At 68.2% G+C, this 25,215-nt stretch carries 27 protein-coding genes and 1 pseudogene; 9 read left to right on the plus strand and 19 right to left on the minus strand.

All coding sequences use genetic code 11. The features are described from left to right. The first annotated feature begins 107 nt into the window (after positions 1-107). Positions 108-1,121 carry a histidine kinase gene (locus JHB91_RS06380; protein WP_233398529.1) on the plus strand — a complete coding sequence of 338 codons (1,014 nt, stop codon included), beginning with the start codon at positions 108-110 and terminating at the stop codon, positions 1,119-1,121. A 2-nt stretch (positions 1,122-1,123) separates the two neighbouring features. Here the strand turns inward: JHB91_RS06380 and ppnN are convergent, their stop codons facing one another. From ppnN to grxD, 5 genes are all read right to left on the minus strand, one after another. Next, positions 1,124-2,512 (minus strand): nucleotide 5'-monophosphate nucleosidase PpnN, encoded by a 1,389-nt coding sequence (gene ppnN / locus JHB91_RS06385; RefSeq protein WP_199375209.1) that lies wholly within the window; start codon positions 2,510-2,512, stop codon positions 1,124-1,126. Between the two features lie 125 nt (positions 2,513-2,637). Continuing rightward, a complete protein-coding gene (locus tag JHB91_RS06390) occupies positions 2,638-6,003 on the minus strand; it encodes a TonB-dependent receptor (RefSeq protein ID WP_233398530.1) in 3,366 nt (1,121 codons plus the stop codon). A gap of 242 nt (positions 6,004-6,245) precedes the next feature. Then, complete coding sequence (locus tag JHB91_RS06395) at positions 6,246-6,845, minus strand: MarC family protein (RefSeq protein ID WP_199375208.1); 600 nt, start codon at positions 6,843-6,845, stop codon at positions 6,246-6,248. Next, positions 6,842-7,594, minus strand: a complete 753-nt coding sequence (locus tag JHB91_RS06400) for an SDR family NAD(P)-dependent oxidoreductase (protein WP_199472143.1) — start codon at positions 7,592-7,594, stop codon at positions 6,842-6,844. The genes JHB91_RS06395 and JHB91_RS06400 overlap by 4 nt, the downstream gene beginning before the upstream one ends. Next, complete coding sequence (gene grxD / locus JHB91_RS06405) at positions 7,591-7,917, minus strand: Grx4 family monothiol glutaredoxin (protein WP_199375206.1); 327 nt, start codon at positions 7,915-7,917, stop codon at positions 7,591-7,593. The genes JHB91_RS06400 and grxD overlap by 4 nt, the downstream gene beginning before the upstream one ends. A 73-nt stretch (positions 7,918-7,990) precedes the next feature. On the opposite strand from grxD, the gene JHB91_RS06410 reads away from it, so the two are divergent. Further along, positions 7,991-8,578 carry a Fe-Mn family superoxide dismutase gene (locus JHB91_RS06410; RefSeq protein WP_199472144.1) on the plus strand — a complete coding sequence of 196 codons (588 nt, stop codon included), beginning with the start codon at positions 7,991-7,993 and terminating at the stop codon, positions 8,576-8,578. On the opposite strand, the gene JHB91_RS06415 is transcribed toward JHB91_RS06410, so the two are convergent. Continuing rightward, positions 8,571-9,713 (minus strand): 5-(carboxyamino)imidazole ribonucleotide synthase, encoded by a 1,143-nt coding sequence (locus JHB91_RS06415; RefSeq protein WP_199472145.1) that lies wholly within the window; start codon positions 9,711-9,713, stop codon positions 8,571-8,573. The two genes, JHB91_RS06410 and JHB91_RS06415, sit on opposite strands and share 8 nt — an antisense overlap. Positions 9,714-9,747: 34 nt before the next feature. Continuing rightward, positions 9,748-10,254: a 5-(carboxyamino)imidazole ribonucleotide mutase gene (purE, locus tag JHB91_RS06420; RefSeq protein ID WP_199375203.1), complete on the minus strand. Its 507-nt coding sequence runs from the start codon at positions 10,252-10,254 to the stop codon at positions 9,748-9,750. 56 nt (positions 10,255-10,310) lie between these two features. Between purE and JHB91_RS06425 the strand changes: the two genes are divergently transcribed. Both JHB91_RS06425 and nadC read left to right on the plus strand, forming a co-directional pair. After that, on the plus strand, positions 10,311-10,580 hold the full coding sequence (locus JHB91_RS06425) for a Trm112 family protein (protein WP_199472146.1): 270 nt from the start codon (positions 10,311-10,313) through the stop codon (positions 10,578-10,580). Further along, a complete protein-coding gene (nadC, locus tag JHB91_RS06430; protein WP_199472147.1) occupies positions 10,577-11,437 on the plus strand; it encodes a carboxylating nicotinate-nucleotide diphosphorylase in 861 nt (286 codons plus the stop codon). Before JHB91_RS06425 ends, nadC begins: the two co-directional genes overlap by 4 nt. Here the strand turns inward: nadC and JHB91_RS06435 are convergent. Further along, positions 11,434-11,916 (minus strand): FHA domain-containing protein, encoded by a 483-nt coding sequence (locus JHB91_RS06435; protein ID WP_199472148.1) that lies wholly within the window; start codon positions 11,914-11,916, stop codon positions 11,434-11,436. The two genes, nadC and JHB91_RS06435, sit on opposite strands and share 4 nt — an antisense overlap. A gap of 104 nt (positions 11,917-12,020) precedes the next feature. Here JHB91_RS06435 and JHB91_RS06440 point away from each other — a divergent pair, with 104 nt between their 5' ends. Then, positions 12,021-12,353 (plus strand): DUF3301 domain-containing protein, encoded by a 333-nt coding sequence (locus JHB91_RS06440; protein WP_199472149.1) that lies wholly within the window; start codon positions 12,021-12,023, stop codon positions 12,351-12,353. 38 nt (positions 12,354-12,391) lie between these two features. Here JHB91_RS06440 and JHB91_RS06445 read toward each other — a convergent pair whose 3' ends face one another. From JHB91_RS06445 to JHB91_RS06470, 6 genes are all read right to left on the minus strand, one after another. Beyond that, positions 12,392-12,871 carry a ClpXP protease specificity-enhancing factor gene (locus JHB91_RS06445; protein ID WP_199472150.1) on the minus strand — a complete coding sequence of 160 codons (480 nt, stop codon included), beginning with the start codon at positions 12,869-12,871 and terminating at the stop codon, positions 12,392-12,394. Positions 12,872-12,899: 28 nt separating this feature from the next. Next, positions 12,900-13,535: a glutathione S-transferase N-terminal domain-containing protein gene (locus JHB91_RS06450; protein ID WP_199375197.1), complete on the minus strand. Its 636-nt coding sequence runs from the start codon at positions 13,533-13,535 to the stop codon at positions 12,900-12,902. Between the two features lie 85 nt (positions 13,536-13,620). Beyond that, positions 13,621-14,376, minus strand: coding sequence for a cytochrome c1 (locus JHB91_RS06455; RefSeq protein WP_199375196.1), 756 nt, complete (start codon positions 14,374-14,376; stop codon positions 13,621-13,623). Then, on the minus strand, positions 14,369-15,628 hold the full coding sequence (locus JHB91_RS06460; protein ID WP_199375195.1) for a cytochrome bc complex cytochrome b subunit: 1,260 nt from the start codon (positions 15,626-15,628) through the stop codon (positions 14,369-14,371). Before JHB91_RS06460 ends, JHB91_RS06455 begins: the two co-directional genes overlap by 8 nt. 3 nt (positions 15,629-15,631) lie before the next feature. Then, on the minus strand, positions 15,632-16,267 hold the full coding sequence (petA, locus tag JHB91_RS06465; RefSeq protein ID WP_199472151.1) for a ubiquinol-cytochrome c reductase iron-sulfur subunit: 636 nt from the start codon (positions 16,265-16,267) through the stop codon (positions 15,632-15,634). Positions 16,268-16,411: 144 nt separating this feature from the next. Further along, positions 16,412-17,356, minus strand: coding sequence for a lytic transglycosylase domain-containing protein (locus JHB91_RS06470; protein ID WP_199375193.1), 945 nt, complete (start codon positions 17,354-17,356; stop codon positions 16,412-16,414). Between the two features lie 290 nt (positions 17,357-17,646). Between JHB91_RS06470 and miaB the strand changes: the two are divergent. Further along, positions 17,647-19,020: pseudogene (miaB, locus tag JHB91_RS06475) on the plus strand (tRNA (N6-isopentenyl adenosine(37)-C2)-methylthiotransferase MiaB); the annotation flags it as partial. Between the two features lie 32 nt (positions 19,021-19,052). Next, on the plus strand, positions 19,053-19,295 hold the full coding sequence (locus JHB91_RS06480) for a hypothetical protein (protein ID WP_199472153.1): 243 nt from the start codon (positions 19,053-19,055) through the stop codon (positions 19,293-19,295). A 10-nt stretch (positions 19,296-19,305) separates the two neighbouring features. On the opposite strand, the gene JHB91_RS06485 is transcribed toward JHB91_RS06480, so the two are convergent. The 4 genes from JHB91_RS06485 to JHB91_RS06500 are packed head-to-tail and all read right to left on the minus strand — an operon-like array spanning position 19,306 to position 23,017. Further along, positions 19,306-20,403 carry an ABC transporter permease gene (locus JHB91_RS06485; RefSeq protein ID WP_199472154.1) on the minus strand — a complete coding sequence of 366 codons (1,098 nt, stop codon included), beginning with the start codon at positions 20,401-20,403 and terminating at the stop codon, positions 19,306-19,308. After that, the gene (locus JHB91_RS06490; protein ID WP_199472677.1) at positions 20,400-21,326 is read right to left on the minus strand and encodes an ABC transporter ATP-binding protein; all 927 of its coding nucleotides are present in this window, start codon (positions 21,324-21,326) and stop codon (positions 20,400-20,402) included. The genes JHB91_RS06485 and JHB91_RS06490 overlap by 4 nt, the downstream gene beginning before the upstream one ends. Positions 21,327-21,378: 52 nt before the next feature. Next, on the minus strand, positions 21,379-22,365 hold the full coding sequence (locus JHB91_RS06495; protein ID WP_199472155.1) for an HlyD family efflux transporter periplasmic adaptor subunit: 987 nt from the start codon (positions 22,363-22,365) through the stop codon (positions 21,379-21,381). Further along, a complete protein-coding gene (locus tag JHB91_RS06500) occupies positions 22,358-23,017 on the minus strand; it encodes a TetR/AcrR family transcriptional regulator (protein ID WP_199472156.1) in 660 nt (219 codons plus the stop codon). The genes JHB91_RS06495 and JHB91_RS06500 overlap by 8 nt, the downstream gene beginning before the upstream one ends. A gap of 109 nt (positions 23,018-23,126) precedes the next feature. Here JHB91_RS06500 and JHB91_RS06505 point away from each other — a divergent pair, with 109 nt between their 5' ends. Beyond that, on the plus strand, positions 23,127-24,170 hold the full coding sequence (locus JHB91_RS06505; protein WP_199472157.1) for a PhoH family protein: 1,044 nt from the start codon (positions 23,127-23,129) through the stop codon (positions 24,168-24,170). After that, complete coding sequence (gene ybeY / locus JHB91_RS06510) at positions 24,167-24,655, plus strand: rRNA maturation RNase YbeY (RefSeq protein WP_199375186.1); 489 nt, start codon at positions 24,167-24,169, stop codon at positions 24,653-24,655. The genes JHB91_RS06505 and ybeY overlap by 4 nt, the downstream gene beginning before the upstream one ends. 27 nt (positions 24,656-24,682) lie before the next feature. Here ybeY and JHB91_RS06515 read toward each other — a convergent pair whose 3' ends face one another. Next, positions 24,683-25,186, minus strand: a complete 504-nt coding sequence (locus tag JHB91_RS06515; protein ID WP_199472158.1) for a hypothetical protein — start codon at positions 25,184-25,186, stop codon at positions 24,683-24,685. Positions 25,187-25,215: the final 29 nt, after the last annotated feature.

Here is a 25,215-nt window from a genome sequence, read left to right on the forward strand (position 1 = left end):
CCGGCTCCAGCGCTACAGGGACGAGCGGCCCAATCGGGTGCATGGGTGGCTAAACTCGGCCCATGGACCCGTCCCGCATAGCCCCGACACCAACCCCGCTCCGACCATTGGACACGCTGTGGGAGGCCAGCACGATCATCAGGATCGTCCTCGCCGGCGAAGCACTGGCTCTTGTTCTGGCGTTGGCGCCTGGTGTCACCGGGGATCGTCTGACCTACTTCGGGATGGCTTCGTTTTCCACGCAATGGATCGCGCTCATGGCGATGGGCATGCTCTTCCTTGGGCGCCGGAGACTGTCGCGGGCCAGTCCGATGCTTGGCGCGCAGGCCGCGCTGGTGGCATTGCTGGTCAGCACATGGCTCGTCAGCGGCCTGGCCTGGTTCTTTCTTCGCGACATCTGGCACGAGCCTGGCGCGGGCTGGCTCGGCCTGACCGTGCAGCTGACCGTCATGGCGTTGACCGTCGGCTTGCTGGGGCTGGCAGCCTTTCGGGCCCATTGGCACATCCGCCAGATGGCGGTGCGCGCCAAGCAGGCAGAACTCGAGGCGCTGCAGGCCAGGCTCAGGCCGCATTTCCTCTTCAATACGCTCAACACCGGCATCGCGCTGGTGCATAGCCGGCCCGAGGAGGCCGAACGACTGCTGCTCGACCTGTCCGACCTGTTCCGGGCAGCGCTGGCCGGACCGGCTGAAGTCACGCTTGATGAAGAGCTGACCTTGGCAAGGCGCTATCTGGAAATCGAATCATTGCGCTTCGGCGAGCGCCTCGAGTTGCGCTGGAATGTGACCGCTTCGCCCGCCGATCTGCTCGCCACCAGGCTCCCCTCCCTTTCCGTGCAGCCTCTGGTGGAAAATGCCATCCGGCACGGAATAGAGCCGGACAGCCGCGGTGGATCAATGACGATCGACGTCGCGTCCGAAGGACCATTGCTCAAAGTGGCGGTGCAGAATTCCGTGCCCGAAGGCGTCGGCGGCTCGGGCAAGGGGCACGGAATCGGAGTGGCGGCCGTCAGGGCACGGATCGAAGCCATGGCGGGGGGCGGTGGCACGCTTGAAACCATGCGCACACCCGACGGGTTCACCGCCACCTTGAGGATCCCCAAGGTGGCAGGGACCGCCTGACCTCAGGTCACCACCTCATAACAAGGCCGGTACTCCCCGCTGATCTTCATCCGCCGCTGCTCCACGAACGCCCGCAGCAGCGCATCCAGCGACTCCATCATGTCCTTGTCGCCGTGGATCTGGAACGGGCCGAACGCTTCGATCCGCCTCATCCCGTCTTCCTTCACGTTCCCCGCCACGATCCCGGAGAACGCCCGGCGCAGGTCAGCGGCCAGCTCGTGCGGCTTGCGGCCGTGGTGCAGGTCCAACCCGGCCATGGCCTCATGCGTCGGCACGAACGGCTGCTGGAACGGCAGCGGCACTTCCAGGCCCCAGTTGAAGTAGAACGAATCCTTGTGCGCGATGCGCGAGCTGCGCACGCGCTTGACGCCTTCGACCATGCGCCGCGCGACGGTCTGCGGGTCGCCGATGATGATCTCGTAGCGCTCGGTGGCGGCGTCGCCGAGGGTGAGGCGGATGAAGCGGTCGATCTGCTCGAAGTACGGCGCGGCGGCGACCGGGCCGGTGAGGATCAGCGGGAACGGCAGCTCCATGTTCTCCTCGCGCAGCAGGAGGCCGAGCAGGTAGAGGATCTCTTCGGCGGTGCCCACGCCACCCGGGAACACGATGATGCCGTGGCCGATGCGCACGAACGCTTCGAGGCGCTTCTCGATGTCCGGCATGATCACCAGGTTGTTGACGATCGGGTTCGGCGATTCGGCGGCGATGATGCCCGGCTCGGTGATGCCGATGTAGCGCGGGCGGCGCTGGCGCTGCTTGGCATGCGCGATATTGGCGCCCTTCATCGGGCCCTTCATGGCGCCGGGGCCGCAACCGGTGCAGATATCGAGGCCGCGCAGGCCGAGCTCGTAGCCCACCAGCTTGGTGTACTCGTACTCGTCGCGGCCGATCGAATGCCCGCCCCAGCACACGACCAGGTTGGGATCGGTGGGATACAGCAGGCGCGCGTTGCGCAGCAGGCCGAACACGGCATCGGTGATTCCGGCCGACGATTCCAGGTCCTTGGCGTACTCGGGGCCGAGCTCGATCGACATGTAGGCCAGGTCGCGCACGGTGGCGAACAGCAATTCGGCCACGCCGCGGATGATCTCGCCGTCCACGAAGGCCATTGCCGGGGCGTTGCTCAGTTCAATGCGCACGCCGCGGTCCTGCTGCGCCACCTGGATGTCGAAGTCGGGGTACATCTCCTGGGCGGCGCGCGGGTCGTCCGACGCGCTGCCGCTGGTCAGCACGGCAAGCGCGCAGCGCCGCAGCAGGTCGTGCAGGCCGCCGGCGGAGGCGTCCTTCAGGCGTGCGACTTCCTCGCGCGAGAGCACGTCGAGGCCGCCACGCGGGTAGATGCGCGCATCGACGGTGGGAAGGATGCTCTCGGGCTTCAAGGTGTCATTCATGGGACCTCTCTTTCTTATTGTTGTCGTCGTCGTTCAGGGCGAAGACTCTAGCGCAGGCGATGGCGCAAACGGAAACGGCCGGGGCAAGCCCGGCCGTTCCGAATGTCACGCGTGGTGTCGCTGGATCAGAAGTCGTACCTCAGACCCACGGTGACCGACCACTGCGAGATGCCGTTCGTCTGCGAGTCCGCATCGGTCGGGACGGCAAGCGCCGAAGCCTGGCCGAACTCCGTGCCGCTGCGGTAGCCGTAGACGTACTTGCCTTCGTGGATGCCGACCAGGGTGGCGGCGGCGACGTTGCCGTTGAAGCCGTAGTCGACGATGTGCCCCCAGTCGTCATTGATCAGGTTGCCGATGTTCTGCACGTCGACCCACAGCTGCGACTTGTGGCCCTTGAAGAAGCCCGGCAGTTCCTGGCTGAAGCGCACGTCGAACGTATTCACCCAGCCAGCGCGGAAACCGTTCTCCGGCGCATAGGTGCCGCTGTAAGCCTGCAGGCCGTCCTGCGCACCGAGCCACGACCAGAACGCAGCCTCCATGGCGGGATTCGCGGTGAAGACGCCGGTCGTGGAAAGCGCGCCGAACTTGACGTCGCCCGGGCCCGACGGCACGTAGAACAGGTCGTTGAACGTGCGGTTGTCGCCGTTGGCGTCGCCCGCGAAGATGTAGCTGTACGGGCGACCGCTGCGGCCCTCGTAGAACATGCCGACCTGCGTCTTGTAGTCGCCGAAGAACGCATGGCTCCAGTTGAGCGAGCCGCTGAAGCGGTCCTTGATCTCGTAGCGCGCGGTGGTCGCCGAGGGCTCATTGATGTTGAAGCCGTACTGGCCGCCAAAGCCGGAACTGGCGGTCGAGCTGGTCAGCGCGCCCACTTCCTCGGCATTCGTGTAGGTATAGCCCAGGCTCCACGACCAGTCGCTTTCCTCGCCGAACGGCTTGGCCAGCGACACGGTGAACTGCTGGCCACGGCCCTCGTCGGTGTTCTCGAGGAGGAAGGCATCACCGAAGAAGCTGTTGTTGTTGTAGCGCGCCGGGTTGGCCGGGTTGGCCGCAGTCGGGTTGGCGGTGTTGCCGAACGGGCGCACGCTGTTCGGGTTCCAGTACAGCGTACGGCCGTCCGGGCCGGTGAAGCCCGGACCCACGTTCAGGCTGCGGTAGAACAGGCCGTTCTTGACGCTGCTGACCAGCAGTTCCGCCGACGCCACAAGGCCGCCCCACGGCAGTTCGTGGTCGATCGCCAGGTTCGCCTTCCACACCGACGGCAGCTCGAAGTCGGGATCGATGACATTGATGTTGCGGTTGGCGCTGGCCGACGGCGGGATGGTCGGATTCAGGCCATCGGGGTTGAACGGCGACGTCAGGCACGTGGCGTTCGGGCCCGAGGGCGCCGGGCCCGTGTAGGCGCAATTGCGGTAGTTCGAATAGGCGATGTAGTTCAGGCCGGTGCTCTGGTAGGCGTTGCTCACCCACACCTGCGGCGCGTCACCCTGGAACAGGCCCACGCCACCGCGCATCTGTGTCGGGCGGTCGCTGTCGAAGGTGTAGTTGAAGCCGAAGCGCGGCTGGACGATGAAGTCGCCGTTGTAGGTGCGCGAGTTGTCGAGCCCGAAGCCGCCGGTCCAGCGACCGGTGACGGGATCGATCGTCTGCGGGCCGGCGAACACCTGATTGAAGGCCGGCTGCGGGCTGGCCGACGGCTTGTCCGCACGCACGCCAAGGGTCAGCGTGAGGTTGTGGTTCACGTACCAGGTGTCCTGCAGGAACAGACCGATGTTGCGGTTGCTGTACTGCGCCGGCACCGAGCCCGGGGCGGTCTGGTACTGGAGGTCGTAATCGAAATACTCGCCACGGATAAGCGCGCCGTAGTCACGCACGCCGGCGGCGTTGCGCGACGGCAGGTAGAAGCTGTAGTTGCCCCACGAATCCTGCAGGAAGTAGTTGTAGATCTCGTTGTCGCTGTACTCGCCGCCGAACCGGATGTCGTGGTCGCCCACCGTCCAGGTGGCCGCGCCGGAGTAATCCCAGGTGTTGGTGAGCAACGCGTTGCCCATCGAGCTGCGCTCGGTGCCCAGGCGGATGAAGTCGCCCGCGGTCGGGAAGTTGCTCGGGTTGCCGTCCTCGAAATAGACCTGGATGGCGGGCGCGGTGGTCGGCGTCACGCGGATCGCCGAATAGTCGCGGTGGGAGACCTTGAACTCGGTCGAGAAGGTGTCGCTCCAGTCGCTGAACACCTGGCCGACGACGCTCTCGACGGTCTTGTTGTGGGTGAACCAGTTCGAGCTCAGGGCCAGCGCGGTGGAACTCGACCCCTCGGGCCGCACCTTGCTCTGCTCCAGCTTGCTGTAGCGGACATTGGCACGGTGGTTTTCGTTGATGTTCCAGTCGAGCTTGATCGCATATTCCTCGAGCTCGGTGTCACCGTTGCCGGTGGTGCCGCCCGGCTCGAAGCCCCAGACATCGCGCGCGATGCGCTGCACTTCGGCCAGGTCGTCGGCGTCGAAGTCGCCGTCGGTACGCATGACCGGGTTGTTGGCGAGATCCGGGCTCGGCTTGCCGCGCTGGGACTTCTCGTAGTTCACGAAGAAGAACAGCGTGTCCTTGACCAGCGGGCCGCCGAACGTCGCGCCGAAGGTGGATTCTTCGGAGAACTCGGAGAACTCGGCACCGGTGAGCGGGTGCTCGCCGAACCAGTCGCCGTCGCGGTAGTAGCCGTACACCGAGCCGCGGAAATCGTTGGTGCCCGACTTGGTGACGGCGTTGATGTTCGCGCCGGCGGCGCCGGACAGGCTCACGTCGTAGCTCGACAGGTTGATGTCGAGGGCTTCGATGGCTTCCATCGACACCGGCTGGCGCTGGGTCGGCATGTTGTTGCCTTCCAGGCCGAAGGTGTCGCTGGCCGACACGCCGTCGATGGTGATCTTGTTGAAGCGCGGGTTCATGCCGCCCGCGGTGATGCTGCCCGAGGCGCGGTCGGTGAACGCGATGCGCGGATCCAGGCGGATGTAGTCCTGGATGTTGCCGCTCGCCGACGGAAGGGCCTTGATCTGCTGCTGGCTGACCGAGGTGCCCGAGCCCATTTTCGAGGCGCTGAACACTTCCGAGCCGACGCCGATCGCGGTCACGGTGCCGAGCGTGGTGACGTCGCCGGTGAGCGCTGCGTTCACCGTGCCGATCTGGTTCAGCGCCAGGTAGACGTTGTCTTCCGTCTTGGTGCCGGCGCCCGCCTTGGTGATCGTGACCTCGTACGGACCACCGACGCGCAGGCCGCGCGCGTTGTAGCGGCCGCTGGCATCCGTGGTGGCACGGCTCACGGTGCCCGATTCGATATGCGTGATGACCACTTCGGCACCGACCACCGGCTGGCCGTCGCTGCTGGTGACCAGGCCGCCGACACCGGCGGACGTGCTCTGTGCGAAGACAGGTGCGGCGGCAAGCACGGCGATCAGGCCGAGCGACAGTTTCGACACACGGAAGGCATTGCGACGGGTCATGGCTGGACTCTTGGTAGGCAAGGAAATTTCGGCCCGTAGACCGGGCACGGCAGGCGAAGGATGTAGAGGGTCCCCACACGCCGAGGGCCGCTGCGGCGGCCCACGGGTTAACAACAGATTAACACGTTAGCTGGCCGTGATGACAGTCATATGACGCTTTCGCCCCGCGCGGCCGGAGCACAAGTTTCCAGCTCAAGCAATGACTTAGCCTTGGCCCGCAAGTGATTGAGCGAACGTGAGGCTCAGCCGCCCGGCAGGCTGGCCAGGTAGCTGCCCACACCGTCCAGCAGCATCTGCACCGAGATCGCCACCAGCAGCATGCCCATCAGTCGCTCGACCGCGATCAGGGCACGGATCCCCAGCAATTTGTAGAGATAGGTGGCGGAAAACAGGATCGCTGCCGTTGCCGCCCATGCAAGGAACAACGCCAAGCTCCATTCGCCAAGGCGATCGGGTTCCCGGGTGCCCATCAGCATCACCGCCGCCATGCCCGAGGGGCCGGCGACCAGGGGGATCGCCATCGGCACGATGAACGGCTCGCCGCCCGGCAGCTCCCCCATCAGTCCTTCCGGCGGCGGGAAGATCATCCGCAGGCCGATCAGGAACAGCACGATGCCGCCAGCGATCGACACCGACTCCTGGCGCAGGTGCATCAGTTCCAACGCGTACTTGCCGCCCCACAGGAACATCATCAGCACCGCCAGCGCGATCAGAAGCTCGCGCGCCAGCACCACCCGCTGGCGGTGCGGCGGGAGCGTCCGCAGCATGCTCAGGAACACCGGGATGTTGCCCAGGGGGTCGAGGATCAGGAACAGCAGCAGCGCCGCAGAGGCGATGGTCATGGCGTCGGCGCCCAGACCTGGCCGCGATGCGCGACGCCCGCGGGCGCGAGCAGGTGCACGCAGGCGTCGGCGTAACGCGCCGGATCGCGCGCCCGCAGGTCCTGGTCCTCGACGTAGGCCCGCGCGCGCAGCGGAGTGCGCATCGGGCCCGGGCGCAGGGCGGAGACCCGCACCGGTGAAGTCGCCAGTTCGGCGTGCAGCGTGGCCAGCAACGCAAGCTGGGCCTGCTGGGCGATGCCATAGGCGCCGCGATAGGCCGCGTCGGGCGCGGCATCGTCGACCACGAACACCACGGCGCTGTCGGACGCCTGGCGCAGCATCGGCAGGCAGGCCTGGGTGAGCCACCAGCGCGCGGTGAGGTCGACGTGCAGGACGCGCGCGAATGCCGCCGGGTCGGTGTGTTCGAGCGGGGTCAGTCCGGCGAAGTCGGCGGCGCAGTGCAGCACGCCATCGAGGCGGCCGAGCTGGGCCTGGATGCGCGCGGCCAGTTCCGCGTGGTCCTCAAAGCCCGCCCCGGCAAGGTCGAAAGGGTAATTGACCGGTTCCGGAAGCCCGGCCGGGTCATTGGCGATGGCGTCGTACACGCGGTTGAGCTTCGGCACCTTGCGGCCCAGCAGCACCACGCTCGCGCCCGCGCGCGCGCAGGCGTGGGCGGCGGCCGCGCCAAGCCCACCGGCGGCGCCGGTGACCAGCACCACGCGGCCAGCCAGCGCGGCGGGTGCCCCGTCGTCGGCCGCGTGTGCGCTCACGCCTTCTGCGTTTCCGCGACCATGCGTGCCAGCTCGCCGGACTCGTGCAGTTCGAGCGTGATGTCGCAGCCGCCGATCAGCTCGCCGTGGATGAACAGCTGCGGGAAGGTCGGCCAGTTGGAGAAGCGAGGCAGGTTGGCGCGGATCTCCGGCTCTTCCAGCACATTGACCGTGTGCAGCGCCGCCATGTCCGCACCGGCTGCGCGCAGGGCGCCCACCGTGCGGCTGGAAAACCCGCACATCGGAAACTGCGGGGTGCCCTTCATGAAGAGCACGATGGGGTGGCCGTCGATTTCGGCCTGGATGCGTTCAATGATCGCCATGGTGGCTCCGGCAATGCGCTGCAGGCCGCGCGGGCCCGCATGCGGGGGACTGTGATCGCGGTATTGTAAGGCCATGCCCATCGAACTCGCCGCCCTGCCCTTCGACCGCACCGCGCTCGAGCCGCATATCTCGGGCGAAACGCTGGACCACCACCACGGTCGCCACCACCGCGCGCACGTCGATGCGGTGAACGCGCTGGCACCCGCGGCTGGCATGGCCGAAGCCACGCTCGAGGAGATCGTGCGCGGGTCGCAGGGCCGTCTGCAACAGCATGCCGCCCAGGCCTGGAACCTCGCATTCCAGTGGCGCTGCATGAAACCGGCCGCGGCCGGTGGCGGCGGCGAGCCACGCGGCGCGCTGGCGGATGCCATCCAACTGCGTTTCGGCGACGTGGCCCGCTTCCGCGAGCGCTTCGCAGCGCTTGCCACTTCCACATTCGGCTCGGGCTGGCTGTGGCTGGTGCAGCGACCGGACGGCAAGCTGGCGCTGGTGCAGACCGCCAACACCGCCTCGCCGATCACCGGTGACGACCGCCCGCTGCTCGCCTTGAGCCTCTGGGAACACGCCTATTACCTCGACTACCGCGACGCCCGCGGCAAGTACATCGAAGCGTTCTGGAACGTGGCGGATTGGGGTTTCGCGGCGTCTAACCTCAAGTAAGGAGGCGCGCGACCACCGGCGCCACCTGGGTTTCGCGACCGAGCGCCGCGCCTACGCGGACGAGCGCCTGCGCGAGGTCTTCCGAGTCATCGGAGCGCAGGGTCGCGTGCCCCACTTTTCGTCCCGGGCGTGCCTGCTTGCCGTAGTCGTGCCAATGGCCGCCGGCTTCGGCCAGCACGGCCTCGCAAGGCGGCATCTCGCCGACCCAGTTGAGCATGCAGGCCTGCCCCAGCGCGCGGGTCGCGCCGAGCGGCAGTCCGAGCACGGCACGCAGGTGGTTGGCGAACTGCGAGGTCTCCGCGCCTTCGATGGTCCAGTGGCCGGAGTTGTGCACACGCGGCGCCAGCTCGTTGGCCAGCAGCACGCCGTCGCGGCAGAACAGTTCCAGCGCGAACACACCCACGTAGTCGAGCGCTTCCGCCAGTGCGCGGGCATGCGCGACGGCCAACGCCTCGATCGCCGGCGCTACCGACGCGGGCGCCAGGCTTGCCGAAAGCACGCCGTCGACGTGCCAGTTCTCGGTGAGTGGCCAGGTCGCGAAAGTGCCGTCGCGGCCGCGCACGGCGACCACGCTGAGCTCGCGCTCGAACGGCACGAAGGCCTCGAGGATCAGGCCCACGCTGGTGGCCTGCGCACCGAGCACCTGCCAGGCCGCGTCGGCATCGCTGGCAGCGCGCAGCCGGTACTGGCCCTTGCCGTCATAGCCGAGGCGCCGGGTCTTCAGGATGCAGGGCGCGCCGACGGTCGCGATGGCGGCATCAAGCTCGTCGCGGGTCGCGACAGCCACGAAGGCGGGCACCGGGATGTCCAGCGCGCGGAACAGCGTCTTTTCCGCCAAGCGGTCCTGGCTGGTGCCGAGCGCGCGCGGATTGGGGAACATCGGCACGCGCTCGCTCAGCCACTGCGCCGAGGCTGCGGGAATGTTCTCGAAATCGAAGGTGGCGACATCGATGCGCGCGGCGAACTCCGCGAGCGCGGCCTGGTCGCGGTAGTCGCCGACCACCAGCGGCGCGAACTGCCCAGCGCAGGCGTCGGCGCTGGTGTCCATCACGGAAAAGCGCAGGCCCAGCGGCGCGCCGGCCAGCGCCATCATCCGCGCCAGCTGCCCGCCGCCGAGGATGCCGACGGTGGTCATCGCGCCGGCCGCGCGGCGCCGTGGCGTCGGGCGCTCATTGCCGCGGGTCGTCGTTCGACGCGACGTCGTCGGTCTGGCGCTGGCGGAACGCGTCCAGCGCCGCCGCCACAGCGGTATCTCCGGCCGCTGCCAGCATCGCCGCAGCGAACAGCGCGGCGTTGGCGGCACCGGCGTTGCCGATGGCAAACGTCGCCACCGGAATTCCCGCCGGCATCTGCACGATCGACAGCAGCGAATCCATGCCGTTGAGCGCCTTCGACTGCACCGGAACGCCCAGCACGGGTACCGGCGTCTTGGACGCCAGCATGCCGGGCAGGTGTGCGGCGCCGCCGGCCCCGGCGATGATCGCCTTCAGGCCGCGCGCGCGCGCGCTGGCGGCGTATTCGAACAGCACGTCCGGGGTGCGGTGCGCGGACACCACGCGGACCTCGTGGGCGACGCCCAGTGCTTCGAGCCGCTGCGCGGCGTGCTGCATCGTGTCCCAGTCGGAACGCGAACCCATCACGATGCCCACGACGGGCGAGGTGTGGATGGCGGTCATGGCCGTCCCCCGTGGCAAAGACGTATTCTAGCGGGCCCACGCCGAGACGTATCGCCATGGATCGCAAGCTGCTCGACATCCTGGTCTGCCCCGCCACGCGCCAGTCGCTGGCGCTGCTGGAGCCGGCAGGCCTGGAGTCCCTGAACCGCGCCATCGCCGCCCGCGCGCTGCTGCGCGGCGACCAGTTGCCGCAGGCCGAGCCGTTGCGCGAGGCCCTGGTCACGCGCGACCGCCGCACGGTGTACCGCATCGACGACGGCATTCCGGTGCTGCTGGTCGAGGAGGCCATCGCCACCGCCCAGGCCGCGGATTTTCCGAAGGCATGAGTGCTGGCGCGCGCTTCGATCCGCCGCCGGCCGACGTGGTCGCGGCCGACGTCGCACGCGCGCTCGCCGAGGACATCGGTGCCGGCGACGTCACCGCCGCCCTGCTGCCCGACGCACCCGAAGTCGCCTACCTGCTGTGCAAGGAGGACGCCGTGGTTTGCGGGCGGCCGTGGTTCGACGCCTGCCATCGCGCGCTCGATCCCGGCGTCGCCATCGACTGGCGCGTGGCCGAAGGCGACCATGTCCGCGCCGGCACGGTGCTCGCCACGCTTGCCGGTCGGACGCGCGCACTGGTCAGTGCCGAACGCAGTTCGCTCAATTTCCTGCAGACCCTCGGCGGCACCGCGACCACGGTCGCCGCACACGTGGAGGCCGTGCGCGGCACGCGCGCGCGCATCCTCGACACCCGCAAGACGCTGCCGGGCCTACGCCTGGCGCAGAAGTATGCCGTGCGTGTGGGCGGCGGCGAGAACCACCGCATGGGGCTGTACGACGCGGTGATGCTGAAGGAAAACCACGTGCGTGCGGCCGGCTCGATCGCCGCGGCCATCGCCGTCGCGCGCGCAAGCCAGCCACAGTTGCCATTGATCGTCGAGGTCGAGACGCTTGCCGAACTGGCTGACGCGCTGGCCGCGGGCTGCGACCGCATCCTGATCGACGATTTCGACGCCGCCACCCGCCGCGAGGCGGTGCGGATCACGGCCGGCCGGATCCCGCTGGAAGTATCAGGCGGCGTTGACCTGGCTACGCTGCGCGCGATCGCCGAGGACGGCGTCGACTGCATCTCGATCGGTGGTCTGACCAAGCACGTACGCGCGGTCGACCTTTCGCTGAAGCTCGGGCCGCCCCCCGCCTAGCGCAGGAGCAGCAGCAGCGCCGCCACCGCGCCCAGCACGGCGAACACGGCCATCCACAGCCATGCCGAAGTCCTTGCGCGCGCTTTGCGCAACGGAGCCGGCTGTGCGCCAACCGCCCCCGGCGCGACCACGCGGAAGCGCAATACGTCGAAGCCCAGCTCGTCGCCATGGCGTGCCCAGGCGCGCTGCTGAACCACCTCGTTGAGCAGCCAGCCATTGGTGGAACCGAGGTCCTCCACCAGCAGTCCTTCACTGGTCGGCGTCAGCCGCACGTGCTGCCGCGACACACCCGGGTGATCGAGGTGGATTCCGCAATCGGGCGCGCGCCCCAGCACGGTCGGGCCTACCAGCGCGAATGTGCGGCCGAAGCCCGCGCCCCCGACGCCGCGCAGCACGAAGCGTGGCAGTGCCGGTCGCACCACAGTGGCAAGCGTGGAGTCGCCATCGCCGGTTGCGATCGCCAAGGAGGTGGGGGACATGTCGACTCGGCGGATGGTATTCATGGGGCGCAAACTGCGGCGTCATGCGTGAAGCCCACGCAAAGGCTTGCTCAAAGCAAGGGCTTGCCCCAGATTGCGAAGCTATGCCCAGCCTGATCCTGCTAATGATAGCCGGCGCGTTCGCCTATGCGTGGTGGAATGCCGGCCGCGCCGCCAGTGAGCGCGCCATCGACGTCGGCCGCAACGCCTGCCACGCCGCCGGCGTGCAACTGCTCGACCAGACCGTCCATGCCATCGGCCTGCGCCTGCGCAGGCGCGATGACGGACGACTGGGCCTGGAGCGGACGTTCCGCTTCGAATACTCCCACGAGGGCAGCGACCGCAATCGCGGCCGCATGGTATTCCACGGCGAGCGCCTGGTGGCGTTCACCGGACCGAGCCGCGCGGTCGTGGAAACCCTGCAGCAGATCGACTGATCTGCGCCGGCCGAGCGCTTCGCCCGCGACTGGCGCGGCTACTTCACCACGCGCAGGTGGCCGCGCCGCGGTGGCGCACTGCCGCCATCGGACGGTGGACGTCCGTCCGGGTCATCGTCGGAGGTGTCGCCCTGGTCACTCGCGCCGAGGCCGTTGTCGTCCGCGTCGTCGGGCGGCGGGGTGCCGGTGACATCTTCGGGCAGTGCCATCCCCTGCCCGGTCTCGCGCGCGTAGATGGCCAGGATTGCGGAAATCGGCACCAGGACCGGATGGCTCACGCCTCCGAAGCGCGCGGTGAAGCGCACTGCGTCGTTGTCCATCTCCAGGCGCGACACCGCCCGATCGGCGACATTGAGCACCACCCGACCTTCCTTGACGGTGTGCGCGGGTACGCGCACGCCCGCCTGCATGGCATCGACCAGCAGATGCGGCGTCATGCCGTTGTCGGCGATCCATTCGTAGAGCGCCCGCAGCAGGTACGGGCGGTGGCTGGTCATCACGGGTGCGTCGTTACTCATGCGCGCAGTTTACCGCGCGCCATCGACCTCAGGTCGGCAGGTCGCGCAGGTGGCGTTCCTGCGGCGTGAGGCTGCGCGCGAAACCTGGGTTGCGGAAGATGCGGTTGCCGTAATCCTCGATCGCCTTGCCATCCTTGGGCAGCGGGATGTCCAGCGCCTGCAACCGCCAGATGATCGGCGCCATCGCGCAGTCGGCGAGGCTCATCTCCGGGTTGAGGAAGAACTTGCTGGCCTGGAACAACGGCACGGACGCGGTCACCAGCTCTTTCAGGCGCTTGCGGGCCGCATCGGCCTGCGCCTTGCTTCCCACCTGGATGGCCTGCACCTGGGGGACCCAGTCGTGCTCGATGCGCAGCATCGCCAGGCGGAGCCGGGCTCGCGAAAGCGGATCCACTGGCATCAGCGGCGGGTGCGGATACCGTTCATCGAGATACTCGGTGACCACGCTGGACGCGTAAAGCACGAGGTCGCGCTCGACCAGGGTCGGGACCGAGTGGTAGGGGTTGAGGTCCAGCAGGTCCTCGGGAGGACTCTGCGGATCGACCATGATCAGGTCGTAGGCCACGCCCTTGGCCGCCATCACCAGGCGGACACGGTGGCACAGGACGTCGTCGGCGGAAGAAAACAGCGTCAGGGCGTTACGCATGCGCGGACTCGCAGCCATCATCGGATCTTCTCCCGCGACCGGATTCCGCCGGCCGCAACGACGCCGCCTGCCCCTCGCAGGCGGTCGCCCGGTTTCCTTCCCGTCAGTGCACGTCCCGCCAGTATTCCTTCTTCAGCAACCAGGCGAGGAACGTGAGCAGCGCAAGGAACAGCATCACCCATACGCCGATGCTCTGGCGCTTGAGGGCGGCGGGCTCGCCGGCGTACTCGAGGAAAGCGGTGATATCACGCACGGTCTGGTTGAACGCCACGCCATCCTGGCTGCCCGGGGTGGACACCTCCAGGCTGGCAATGGTGGGCTCGCCGGTGGCCGCGTCGCGATCGCCGTGGATGGGGCGCTGGATGCCCTGCAGCTCCCACAGCACGTTGGGCATGGACGCGTTCGGGAAGACCGTGTTGTTCCAGCCCAGCGGACGCGACTCGTCGATGTAGAACGACTTCAGGTAGCTGTAGATCCAGTCGCTGCCGCGCACGCGCGAAATCACGCTGAGGTCGGGCGGCGCGGTGCCGAACCAGCCGCCGGCTTGCGCGGCCGGCATGGCGGTCAGGATCTGCTCGCCGAACTTGGCGCCGGTGAAGTTGAGGTTTTCCATCACCTCTTCCTCGGTCAGTCCGAGGTCCTCGGCCATGCGCGAGTAGCGCATGTACTTCAGCGAGTGGCACGCGGAGCAATAGTTCATGTACAGCTTGGCGCCGCGCTGCAGAGAACCCTGGTCGCCCAGGTCGGTACCTGCCTGCTGCACCGGGCCACCGCTGGCGGCCAGCGCGGAGAACGACAGCAACATGGCGCCCGCGAACGCGGCGGCGCGCCCGAGCAGGGTGGCAATCGGCTTAGTCATGCGTCGTCACCCGTTCCGGAACCGGCCTGGTGCTGTCGATCTTGGTCCACAGCGGCATGGTGATGAAGAAAGCGAAGTAGAAGAAGGTCAGCACGCGGCCGATGATGGTTTCCACCGGATCGGTGCCGGGACCGGCGCCGATCTTGCCGAGCCACACGAAGCTGATCGCGAACAGGCCGAGCAGGACCTTCGACATCAGCCCGCGGTAGCGGTACGACTTGACCTTGCAGCGGTCGAGCCACGGCACCAGGAACAGGATGGCGATCGCACCGAACATCACCAGCACGCCGGAAAGCTTGTGCGGCACCACGCGCAACATCGCGTAGTAAGGCGTGTAGTACCAGACCGGCTTGATGTGCGCGGGCGTCACCAGGCGGTTCGCCTCGGTGAAGTTGTCATGCTCGAGGAACCAGCCGCCGAACGCCGGGGCGAAGAAGATGATGAAGGCGGCGATCATCAGGAAGAAGCCCACGCCCACCAGGTCCTTCACCGTGTAGTACGGGTGGAACGGGATGCCGTCGGCCGGCTTGTTGGGATCCCAGCGGTTGCCCTTGGGTCCCTTCTTGATGTCGACGCCGTCGGGGTTGTTGGACCCGACCTCGTGCAGCGCGCCCAGGTGCAGCACCACCAGCAACAGCAGCACCAGCGGCAGGGCGATCACGTGCAGGGCGAAGAAACGGTTGAGCGTGGCATCCGAGGGCAGGTAGTCGCCCATGATCCACTCGGTCAGCCCGGTGCCGATGACGGGCACCGCGCCGAACAGCGAGATGATCACCTTGGCGCCCCAGAACGACATCTGGCCCCATGGGAGCACGTAGCCGAGGAAGGCTTCGGCCATCAGCACCAGGTAGATCAGCATGCCGAGGATCCACACCAGCTCGCGCGGCTTCTGGTAGCTGCCGTACATCAGCCCGCGGAACATGTGCAGGTAGACGACGATGAAGAACAGCGATGCACCGGTGGAGTGCATGTAGCGGATCAGCCAGCCCCATTCCACGTCGCGCATGATGTATTCCACCGACGAGAAGGCCTCGGCGGCGGACGGCTTGTAGTGCATCGTCAGGAAGATGCCGGTGACGATCTGGTTGACCAGCACCAGCATGGCCAGCGAGCCCATGTAGTACCAGAAGTTGAAGTTCTTCGGCGCGTAGTACTCGGTCATGTGCTTGCGGTACATCGGCATCATGCCGGGCGCGCGCTCGTTGACCCAGTCCATCACGTTGTTGGCGGTGCGCGTGATCACGTTCGACATGGCTTACGCGGCCCCCTGCGGGTCGACACCGATGACGATGGTGTTGTCATCGGTGAAATGGTGCGGCGGCACCACGAGGTTGGTCGGCGCCGGGACGCCCTGGTACACGCGGCCGGCCATGTCGAACTTCGACTTGTGGCAGGGACAGAAGTAGCCGCCCTTCCAGTTGGCGTCGAACGGCGCGGGGCGGATCTCGGCGACCATTTCCGGCGAGCAGCCAAGGTGGGTACACAGGCCCACGAGCACGGAGATCTCCGGCTTGAGCGAGCGCAGCTCGGGATTGGCCGCACGGATGTAGTCCGGCTGCTGTTCCACGTTCTCCGACTGCGGGTCGCGCAGCTGGTCATCAAGGGTCGGCAGCGCGGCGAGGATGGCCTGCGAGCGCTTGACGATCCAGATGGGCTGCCCGCGCCACTCCAGGATCAGGCGCTGGCCCTCGGCGAGCGCACTGATGTCGGCGGTCACCGGCGCGCCGGCGAGCTGGGCTCGCGCGCTGGGAAACCACGACTTGATGAACGGAACCGCGGTGACGCCCGCGCCCACGGCGCCGACCACTGCAGTGGTGGCTGTCAGGAAGCGGCGACGGCCGTGATCGACCGAGCCCCCCTCGACAGGATCCAGAACCCCTTCATTGCCCATCCGCCACTCCGAAAAACCGTCTGGTCGCTGATCAATTGGCTGCCACTGCACGACGCTCCACGAAGGGAACGCCGGCCACAAAGACAGTGAAGTGTAGCGGAACGCCGATTCAGGGGACAACGCCGGCGACGGCGAAACCCGGAATCAGTTGGCCGCGTGGCCGCGATAGCGGTCGGCCAGCACCGCGACGCGTTCGACGTAGCGGCGCGTCTCGTTGTAGGGCGGCACGCCCTTGTGGCGATCCACCGCGCCCTCGCCGGCGTTGTATCCGGCCGCGGCAAGGGTCAGGTCGCCCTTGAAACGCTTGAGCAGCCACGAGAGGTACTGCACGCCGCCGCGGATGTTCTGCTGCGGATCGAATGCATTGACCACGCCGAAGCGCTGCGCCGTGGCCGGCATCAGCTGCATCAGCCCCTGCGCCCCGACGCGCGACAGGGCGTTGGGATTGAAGGCGGATTCGGCATGCATGATCGCGCGGATGATGGCGACCTCGACCCCGAACTCGCTGGCTGCGGCCTTGATTTCCGCGTCGAAGGCCTGGGTGTTGAGGCGCAGCGTGCCGAAGTTGACGCCCGGGGAACCGCAGGCGTAGCAGGTTTCGAAGAAGCTGTAGCGGATCGTGCGCAGCGCGGTGGCACCGGTGCTGCCCTTGGGCCTGCGACTGGTGTAATGGCGCACGCCGTCCTGCACGTAGGAGTACACCTCCCCCTGCACCAGGCGCCGCTGGCTGCTGCTGGCGGCCGGGGCCGCAGGCGCGCTGATCATGACTGGAGCGGCGGCGGCGCCTGATCCACCCATGAAGGTCGCGGGCGCATTGGCGTTCAAGGACACCGGCGACCCTTCGACAACGGTGGAGGCGGTCACGCCACCCACTGCCGCGGACACCTGCGAGGGCTTGCTGGGAGATGAGGGACGGCTCGGGCGGCTGCCGCTGTAGGTCGTGGCCACCGTGCAGGCGGCGCCCTGGATGCGCTTGCTGACGTAGCTCTGCACGCCGTCGCCCACGTCGCAGCGATAGATCGTGCCGGCCACGGCAGGCGCTGCCGCCAAAAGGCAGGCAAGACCCAAGATTGCCCCGACGTGCTTCATCCCTGCCCCTCCATCGCGTCGCAGTCTCCTACCTTCAGGTGGGCTTGCCAAGGGCCCGGAACGTGACGGCCGGCGAGGATCCGCCCTCCGCGAAGCCCGCGCGGCCCCGCCGGCGCCATTTGCGTCGACGTAACAGCAAACGCGCCCGCGCGCGCGCTCCGGACGCCGGCGCTACACTTTGCCGCCCCCCGCCCCCCTCCGGCCCGGACTCATCGCCGCGCCCCGGATACGCCATGACCCAGTCCCCACCCCCGCCCATCGCCACGACTGAAGACAGCCCTCGCCTGGCCGGCAAGCTCTTCATCGAGACCCACGGCTGCCAGATGAACGAGTACGACTCGGCCCGCATGGCCGACGTACTGGCCGCGTCGGACGGCCTGGAGCTCACCACAAATGTGGACGAAGCCGACGTGATCCTGGTAAATACCTGCTCGATCCGCGAAAAAGCGCAGGAAAAGGTGTTCAGCCAGCTGGGTCGCTGGAAGCGGCTCAAGCACGGCGACCGCCCGGTGCTGATCGGTGTCGGCGGATGCGTCGCCAGCCAGGAAGGCGCGGCGATCGTGAAGCGCGCGCCGCACGTCGATCTGGTCTTCGGCCCGCAGACCCTGCACCGCTTGCCGGACATGATCCGCGGCCGCCGCGAGAGCGGCCTGCCACAGGTCGACATCAGCTTCCCCGAGATCGAGAAGTTCGACCGCCTGCCCGAGCCACGCGCCGAAGGACCCAGCGCCTTCGTGTCGATCATGGAAGGCTGCAGCAAGTACTGCTCGTTCTGCGTGGTGCCCTACACCCGCGGCGAGGAGGTCAGCCGGCCATTCGAGGACGTCCTGGTCGAGGTCATGCAGCTCGCCGCGCAGGGCGTGCGCGAGGTCAACCTGCTGGGCCAGAACGTCAACGCATACCGTGGGCCGATGGCGCCTGCCGAAGGGGATGACGGCGCGGCTGCGGGCGAGCCGCAGTTCGCGGACCTCGGGCTGCTGATCCGCACGATCGCCGAAATCGACGGCATCGACCGCATCCGTTTCACCACCTCGCATCCGCTCGAGTTCTCCGACTCGCTGGTCGAGGCCTACCGCGACGTTCCGCAGCTCGCCAACTACCTGCACCTGCCGGTGCAGTCGGGCTCGGACCGGATCCTCTCGGCAATGAAGCGTGGCTACACCGCGCTCGAGTTCAAGCAGAAGATCCGCAAGCTGCGCGCGGTGCGGCCGGACATCTCGATCTCGTCCGACTTCATCGTCGGCTTCCCGGGCGAGACCGAAGCGGACTTCGAAAAGACCATGAAGCTGATCGAGGACGTCGGCTTCGACCAGTCGTTCTCCTTCATCTACTCGCGCCGCCCGGGCACGCCGGCCGCCGACCTCGAGGACACCGTGACGGGCGAGGAGAAGCACGCACGCCTGTCGCGCCTGCAGGCGCACATCAATGACCACGCCGCCGGGATCTCGCAGGCGATGGTGGGCAGCGTGCAGAAAGTGCTGGTCACCGGCCCGTCGCGGAAGAACGCCGACGAACTCACCGGCAAGACCGAGAACATGCGTCCGGTGAATTTCGCCGGGCATCCGCGGCTGGTGGGCCAGTTCGTCGACGTGGTGATCACCGAGGCGCTCAGCAACTCGCTGCGCGGGCGCGTGGCCACCGCCGAAGCGCCTGCCGCGGCCTGACCGCGACGCGCTGCATGGAGCGCCCGCCGCCCATGGCCGCCCCCGCGCGCAGGCGCCGCGTCGACCCGCTCGGCCTGTGGTTCTGCAGCCTGGCCGCGCTCGGCCTCGCACGCGCCTGGCTCTACCTGGTCCGCGATGGCGGCGATGCCGGTGCGGTGGGCTGGGCATGGCTCGGCGGCTCGCTGCTCCTGGCCTGCCTCGGCGTGGGGATCGTGCTGCGCGGTCTCCGGCGCCCGCGACCGGACGCCAGGCCGCAGCTCCCACCGCGCGCATAGCTCCTGCCGCTCAATCGAGCCGCTTGCGGAAACGCGCGATCGCCAGCGCCATGGTCACCGTGGTGAACACGACCAGCGCCAGCACCGCCGGCCACAGCTCCCAGAGGCTCGCGCCGCGCAGCATGATGCCGCGGATCAGGCGCAGGAACTGCGTCATCGGCAGCAGCTCCGCGCCCCACTGCACCACTTCGGGCATGCCCGCGAACGGGAACATGAAACCCGAGATCAGGATCGACGGCAGGAACACCAGCATGGCCACCTGGATCGCCTGGAACTGCGTGCGCGTATGCGTGGAGATCAGCAGGCCCATCGACAGGTTTGCGAACACCAGCAGCATCGACGCGAGATAGACGTCGAGCAGGGTGCCGCGCAGCGGCACCTCGAAGAACTCGAAGCCCAGCACCAGGATCAGCGTTGTCTGGATGAGTCCGATCGCCGCGTATGGCAACACCTTGCCGATCATCAGCGCGCTGCGGCTGAGCGGCGTGGCGATCAACAGCTCCATGTTGCCGCGCTCGCGCTCGCGCACCGCCGCCATCGCGGTGAACATCATCATGGTCATGGTGAGGATCAGGCCGATCAATCCCGGCACGATGCTGACCGCGGAACGCCGCTCCGGGTTGTAGAAGCTCACCACTTCGATCTGCGGCGCGCGCGGCGCCGCCCGCTGGCCGCCAGGCAGCTCGAGCGGCAGCTGCGCGAGCTGGTTGGCAGCGGCCTGCACCACGGTGTCGGTGCCGTCCACCATGACTTGCACAGCGGGGCGGCCATCGGCGAGCCGGCGCTCGTAATCGGGCGGTATGACGATGCCGACGCCGGCCTGGCCGCGGCGCAACATGTCCATCAGTTCCTGCGGCGTATCGGCCACGCGGCGGATGTCGATGATGCCGGTGGCGGCCATGTCCATCACCGCCGCACGCGAGGTCGAAGTCATCGCCTGGTCCGCCACGGCGGCATGCAGGTTGCGCGGGTTGTAGTTGATCGCGTAGCCGAACAGCAGCAGGTCGACCACCGGGATCGCCACGATCATCACCACGCTGATGCGGTCGCGGCGCATCTGCCGCAGTTCCTTCAGCGCCACGGCCCACATGCGGCGAAGGTTCTTCATGCCCGTCCCTCACGGTCGGTGCGCCCGCGGGTGGCGGCGACGAACACGTCCTCGAGATTGGAGCCGACCGGAGCCACGTCGGCCTGCAGCCCGGCGCCACGCAGCGCGCGGCCGATCGCGTCGGCCGCATCCTCGCCCGGTGCGGACAGCACGCGCAGGCTGTTGCCGATCTGCGCCACGCTGAGCACGCCCGGCAATGCCGCCAGCACGCGCTGCGCCTGGCGCGGGCGTGCGGCCCGCACCTCCACACTGCGGCCGCGCAGGTCGCCTGCCAGCTCGCCGGGGGCGCCGTCGGCCACCAGCACACCCTGGTCGAGGATGGCGATGCGGTGGCAGCGTTCGGCCTCGTCCATGTAGTGCGTGGAGACCAGCAGCGTGGTGCCGGCATCGGCGAGCTCGAAGAGCTTTTCCCAGAAATCGCGGCGCGACTCCGGATCCACCGCGCTGGTGGGTTCGTCGAGGAACAGCAGCTCGGGCTTGTGGATCACCGCGCCGGCCAGCGCCAGGCGCTGCTTCTGGCCGCCGCTCATGGTGCCGGCGAGCTGCTTCTCGCGGCCTGCAAAATGATAGAGCTCGACCAGCTCATCGACGCGCGCGCGCGTTGCGCGCCGGTCCAGGCCGTACACGGCGGCAAGGAACTCCAGGTTCTCGCGCACCGTAAGGTCCTCGAACAGGGAGAACTTCTGGGTCATGTAGCCGATGCGCAGGCGCAGGGCGTCGGCTTCATCGGGAATGCGCAGGCCGAGCACCTCGATCTCGCCCGCGGTCGGGGTGAGCAGGCCGCACAGCATGCGGATGGTCGTGGACTTGCCGGAGCCGTTCGGACCGAGGAATCCGTACACATGCGCTCGCGGCACGGTGAGGTCGACGTGGTCGACGGCAGTGAGGTCGCCGAAGCGCTTCACCATGCCCCGCGCGAGGATCGCGGGCTCGCCCTCGCCTGCCGTCGGCGACGGCGACGGCGGCTGCGGTGGATCAACGGCCGCCATCGAACACCACGCGCAGCGGCAGGCCCGCGGGCAGGTCGCCGGCGTCCTCCAGCTCGACTTCCGCCAGGTAGCTGAGACGCGCGGCGTCCTCGCCGGCCAGCGCGTAGTACGGGGTGAACGCGGGCTCGTTGCGGATCATGCGAACGCGTCCCGCATGCCGGCGTTCGCCGTCCGCGCCGACCAGCACGGTCGCGCGGTCGCCGACCTCGATGCCCGCGCGCAGCGGCTCGGGCACGTGCACGCGGGCGAACGGCGCCTCGCCGACCAGCATCACCGCGAGCGGCGCACCCACCGGCGCCTGGTCACCGAGGCGGTAGGGAAGGCTGTCGATGCGGCCTGCACGCGGTGCGACGACGTCCAATCTGCCGGTGGCGAATGCCTGTGCCTGGAGCCTCGCCTCGGCCGCTACGAGCGCCGCCTCGCCCTGCGCGACCTGCTCGGGGCGCACGCCGTTGCGCAGCTCCGCCAGTGCCGCCCGCGCGGCCGCCACCTGCGCCTCGGCGTTGCCGGATGCGGCGCGAGCGCGATCGACATCCGCCGCGGACACCAGTTGCTGGCTGCCCAGCGGCCGCAGGCGCTGGAAATAGGCGCGGGCTTCGCGCGCCTGCGCTTGCGCCGCGGCCACGTTGGCGCGCGCCTGGTCGAGGGTTTCCGCGCGCGCGCCGTTGCGCAGCTCGTCCAGCGCTTCGCGCCGGTTTGCCACCTCCGCCCGCGCGGCCGCCAGCTCGGCGTCTCCGCGCACATGCTCAAGGCTCAGGATGCGGGCGCCGGCCTCGACACGCTCGCCCTCGCGCACGGCGATGTCGACGATCCGCTCGGCCGCGGGTGCGGGAAGCGTGATGCGGTCGTACTCGAGGGTGCCGAGGGCGTAGTCGGGTTCCGCGGTGCAGGCGGCAAGCAGCAACAGGAGCAGGGCCGCGATATGCGGGCGAAGCTGCAGCCGACAAGCGCGTGTGCCGGAGCGGTCATTCATGGGATGTCTCCAGGCCGCGCTCAAGCAATGCGAGCGCATGGCTGCGGATGTCGTCGATGCCGAGGTCGTCGGCGTCCAGCAGCGGCCGCCAGATCGGCAGCCCGGCAGCGGGGAACAGGGTGAGCCCGACCAGCGACACCATCAGCAGCCGCGGGTCGAGCCCGGGATTGAGGCGACCGGCCGCCTGTTCTTCGGCAATGCGCGCGGCCAACAGACGGGAGAGTCCTGGCGCAAGCTGGGTGACCATCCAGTCGCGCAGGCCGCCGCCCTCGCTGACCACCTCGCGGATCCACAGCGCAGGCAGCCAGTCGTGACGCGCCACGAGCTCGCACATGCGTTCGACGAAGGCGACGAAGATGTTGCCCGGCGCCGGCTCCCCGCGCTGGACGAGCAGCGCCTGCACCTCTTCGAACACCGGCAGCAGGCGTTCGGCCAGCACCGCGTCGCGCAAACCTGCGGCATCGACGAAGTAGTAGTGCAGCGAGGCCGGGGTGACGCCGGCATCGGCGGCGATGTCACGCAGCGAACTCGCGGCGATCCCCTGCCGTGCATAGCGCGACAGGGCGGCATCGAGGAGGTCGCCGCGGCTGCTGCCCGCGCCAGCAGTTGGGCGTCCACGCGCACGGCGTGCAGGCGCTCGTTTCGTAACCATCGCGGCAGTCCGGAGTGGCAGGACGGATATTTAATTCAATGATCAATTAAAGCGGTGTGAACGGCATGCAGGGGCGCGCGCTGCCGCAGCGCGCTACCCTTGCCCTCCTATGTCAAACCAACACCAGCGCGACTTCACGCTCGAGCCCGCCGACACCGAGCGCCTCGCCAATCTCAGCGGCCCCTTCGATGGCCACCTGCGCCAGGTCGAGCTCGCACTCGGCGTGGAAATCGCGAATCGCGGGAATATCTTCCGCGTGAGCGGCGAAGACGCCGAGCGCGTCGATGAAGCCGAACGCCTGCTGCGCGACCTGTATCTCGAAGCCGCCACCGAGACCTTCGACGGCCAGGCGATCCACCTCCGCGTCAGCGCCTCGCGCGCCGCGCGCGAGGATCTCGAGGCGACGCGCCGTCTCGCGCGGCAGCGCCAGGCCGAGCCGGGCTTCGTGCCGCAGGACGTGGCCATCCGCGTCAAGCGCGGCACCATCCGTGGCCGCGGCGACAACCAGCAGAAATACCTGCATGCCATCGCCACCCACGACATCAACTTCGGCGTCGGCCCGGCCGGCACCGGAAAGACCTTCCTGGCCGTGGCCAGCGCCGTGGAAGCGCTCAACGAATCGCGCGTGCAGCGGCTGATCCTGGTGCGCCCCGCGGTCGAGGCCGGCGAGAAGCTCGGCTTCCTGCCCGGCGACCTGTCGCAGAAGGTCGACCCTTACCTGCGGCCGCTGTATGACGCGCTGTACGAAATGCTGGGCGTCGAAAAGGTGCTGAAGCTGCTGGAAAAGAACGTCATCGAGATCGCGCCGCTGGCGTACATGCGCGGGCGCACGCTCAACGACGCCTACGTGATCCTCGACGAGGCACAGAACACCACCATCGAACAGATGAAGATGTTCCTGACGCGCCTGGGCTTCGGCAGCACGGCGGTCGTCACCGGCGACCTGAGCCAGATCGACCTGCCCAAGCACATGAAGTCTGGGCTGCGCGATGCGGTCGAGGTACTGCATGAGGTGGACGGCGTCAGCTTCACGTTCTTCGAATCCCGCGACGTGGTGCGCCACCCGCTGGTCGCCAGGATCGTCAATGCCTACGAACGCCGCGATGCCGACAACGCCAATGCCGCCCCGTCGGCAAGCGAGGCATCGCCGTGACCAAAGGCCCAGTCCGCCTTGATGTCGCCGTGGGCTACGCGCTGCCGCGCGCGGGCCTGCCGGCTGCGGTGAGCTTCCGGAAATGGGTCGCCGCCGCGCTGGCCGGCCGCATCCTCGAGGCCGATCTCGCCGTCCGGATCGTCGACGAAGCCGAGGGGCGCGCACTGAACCGCCATTACCGCGGCCGCGACTACGCCACCAACGTGCTCAGCTTTCCCGCCGAACTCGATGAAGGCATCAAGCTCCCCAAGGGCGTGCGCATGCCGCTGCTCGGCGACGTGGTGCTGTGCGCTCCAGTGGTCGCACGTGAAGCCGGCGAACAGGGCAAACGGCTGGTGGCCCACTACGCCCACCTGACCGTCCACGGCACCCTGCACCTGCTTGGCTGGGACCACGGCGACGAGATCGAAGCCGAGGCCATGGAGAAGCTCGAGCGCGAGATCCTCGCCGGCCTGGGCATCGACGACCCTTACCGCGACGCCTGACAGGCGTCGCCAGCCGGCTCGCGCGCTTCATAGGCAATCGACGAGCCCGTCGAAGAGCGTCCGCGAGCTGCCCGGCAAGGCGGCATGCAACGGTTCATCGCCCTGCAGTGCATCCAGCAATCCCTCGATGGTCGTGCCCGGCACCAGCGGCGACAGGCACAGCCACGCCGGGGTCTGCGCTGAAATGCGGCCGCTGCGTCGCGCCACCGACTCTTCGCTCGCGGCGAAACTCCAGGCGCAGCTGCCGATCCGGCCACTGACGCGGTGCACCGAGCAGACATAGCGCAGCGACTGGATGTTGCTGAAGTCGCCCTCGCAGAACGTGTCGCCACAGATGGCGTCGAAGTTGCGAGAGAGCTGGTGGCGAAGCATCAACCAAGCCTCGTAGGCGTCATCGCTCTGCAGGTAGGCCGAAACCTCGACGTAACTGCCCGGCCGCAGGCCGGGGTCGCTCCTGGCAGGTGAAAGGACGGCGGAGAGGAGCAGGCCGACGATGGATGCGGTGGCGCGGAGCAGGCTGGGGCGTGGCATAGCGGCTCTCCTCGGCTCGAGGCACTTGC

This window comes from Luteimonas sp. MC1828 (assembly GCF_016461615.1).
GTDB lineage: Bacteria > Pseudomonadota > Gammaproteobacteria > Xanthomonadales > Xanthomonadaceae > Luteimonas.

What these genes read in the sequence shown, in the direction of transcription:
- ppnN (WP_199375209.1), bottom strand. Translation starts at nt 2,512, where the DNA reads ATGAATGACACCTTGAAGCCCGAGAGCATCCTTCCCACCGTCGATGCG.
- JHB91_RS06390 (WP_233398530.1), bottom strand. Translation starts at nt 6,003, where the DNA reads ATGACCCGTCGCAATGCCTTCCGTGTGTCGAAACTGTCGCTCGGCCTG.
- JHB91_RS06395 (WP_199375208.1), bottom strand. Translation starts at nt 6,845, where the DNA reads ATGACCATCGCCTCTGCGGCGCTGCTGCTGTTCCTGATCCTCGACCCC.
- grxD (WP_199375206.1), bottom strand. Translation starts at nt 7,917, where the DNA reads ATGGCGATCATTGAACGCATCCAGGCCGAAATCGACGGCCACCCCATC.
- JHB91_RS06410 (WP_199472144.1), top strand. Translation starts at nt 7,991, where the DNA reads ATGCCCATCGAACTCGCCGCCCTGCCCTTCGACCGCACCGCGCTCGAG.
- JHB91_RS06415 (WP_199472145.1), bottom strand. Translation starts at nt 9,713, where the DNA reads ATGACCACCGTCGGCATCCTCGGCGGCGGGCAGCTGGCGCGGATGATG.
- purE (WP_199375203.1), bottom strand. Translation starts at nt 10,254, where the DNA reads ATGACCGCCATCCACACCTCGCCCGTCGTGGGCATCGTGATGGGTTCG.
- JHB91_RS06425 (WP_199472146.1), top strand. Translation starts at nt 10,311, where the DNA reads ATGGATCGCAAGCTGCTCGACATCCTGGTCTGCCCCGCCACGCGCCAG.
- nadC (WP_199472147.1), top strand. Translation starts at nt 10,577, where the DNA reads ATGAGTGCTGGCGCGCGCTTCGATCCGCCGCCGGCCGACGTGGTCGCG.
- JHB91_RS06435 (WP_199472148.1), bottom strand. Translation starts at nt 11,916, where the DNA reads ATGTCCCCCACCTCCTTGGCGATCGCAACCGGCGATGGCGACTCCACG.
- JHB91_RS06440 (WP_199472149.1), top strand. Translation starts at nt 12,021, where the DNA reads ATGCCCAGCCTGATCCTGCTAATGATAGCCGGCGCGTTCGCCTATGCG.
- JHB91_RS06445 (WP_199472150.1), bottom strand. Translation starts at nt 12,871, where the DNA reads ATGAGTAACGACGCACCCGTGATGACCAGCCACCGCCCGTACCTGCTG.
- JHB91_RS06450 (WP_199375197.1), bottom strand. Translation starts at nt 13,535, where the DNA reads ATGGCTGCGAGTCCGCGCATGCGTAACGCCCTGACGCTGTTTTCTTCC.
- JHB91_RS06455 (WP_199375196.1), bottom strand. Translation starts at nt 14,376, where the DNA reads ATGACTAAGCCGATTGCCACCCTGCTCGGGCGCGCCGCCGCGTTCGCG.
- JHB91_RS06460 (WP_199375195.1), bottom strand. Translation starts at nt 15,628, where the DNA reads ATGTCGAACGTGATCACGCGCACCGCCAACAACGTGATGGACTGGGTC.
- petA (WP_199472151.1), bottom strand. Translation starts at nt 16,267, where the DNA reads ATGGGCAATGAAGGGGTTCTGGATCCTGTCGAGGGGGGCTCGGTCGAT.
- JHB91_RS06470 (WP_199375193.1), bottom strand. Translation starts at nt 17,356, where the DNA reads ATGAAGCACGTCGGGGCAATCTTGGGTCTTGCCTGCCTTTTGGCGGCA.
- JHB91_RS06480 (WP_199472153.1), top strand. Translation starts at nt 19,053, where the DNA reads ATGGCCGCCCCCGCGCGCAGGCGCCGCGTCGACCCGCTCGGCCTGTGG.
- JHB91_RS06485 (WP_199472154.1), bottom strand. Translation starts at nt 20,403, where the DNA reads ATGAAGAACCTTCGCCGCATGTGGGCCGTGGCGCTGAAGGAACTGCGG.
- JHB91_RS06495 (WP_199472155.1), bottom strand. Translation starts at nt 22,365, where the DNA reads ATGAATGACCGCTCCGGCACACGCGCTTGTCGGCTGCAGCTTCGCCCG.
- JHB91_RS06500 (WP_199472156.1), bottom strand. Translation starts at nt 23,017, where the DNA reads ATGGTTACGAAACGAGCGCCTGCACGCCGTGCGCGTGGACGCCCAACT.
- JHB91_RS06505 (WP_199472157.1), top strand. Translation starts at nt 23,127, where the DNA reads ATGTCAAACCAACACCAGCGCGACTTCACGCTCGAGCCCGCCGACACC.
- JHB91_RS06515 (WP_199472158.1), bottom strand. Translation starts at nt 25,186, where the DNA reads ATGCCACGCCCCAGCCTGCTCCGCGCCACCGCATCCATCGTCGGCCTG.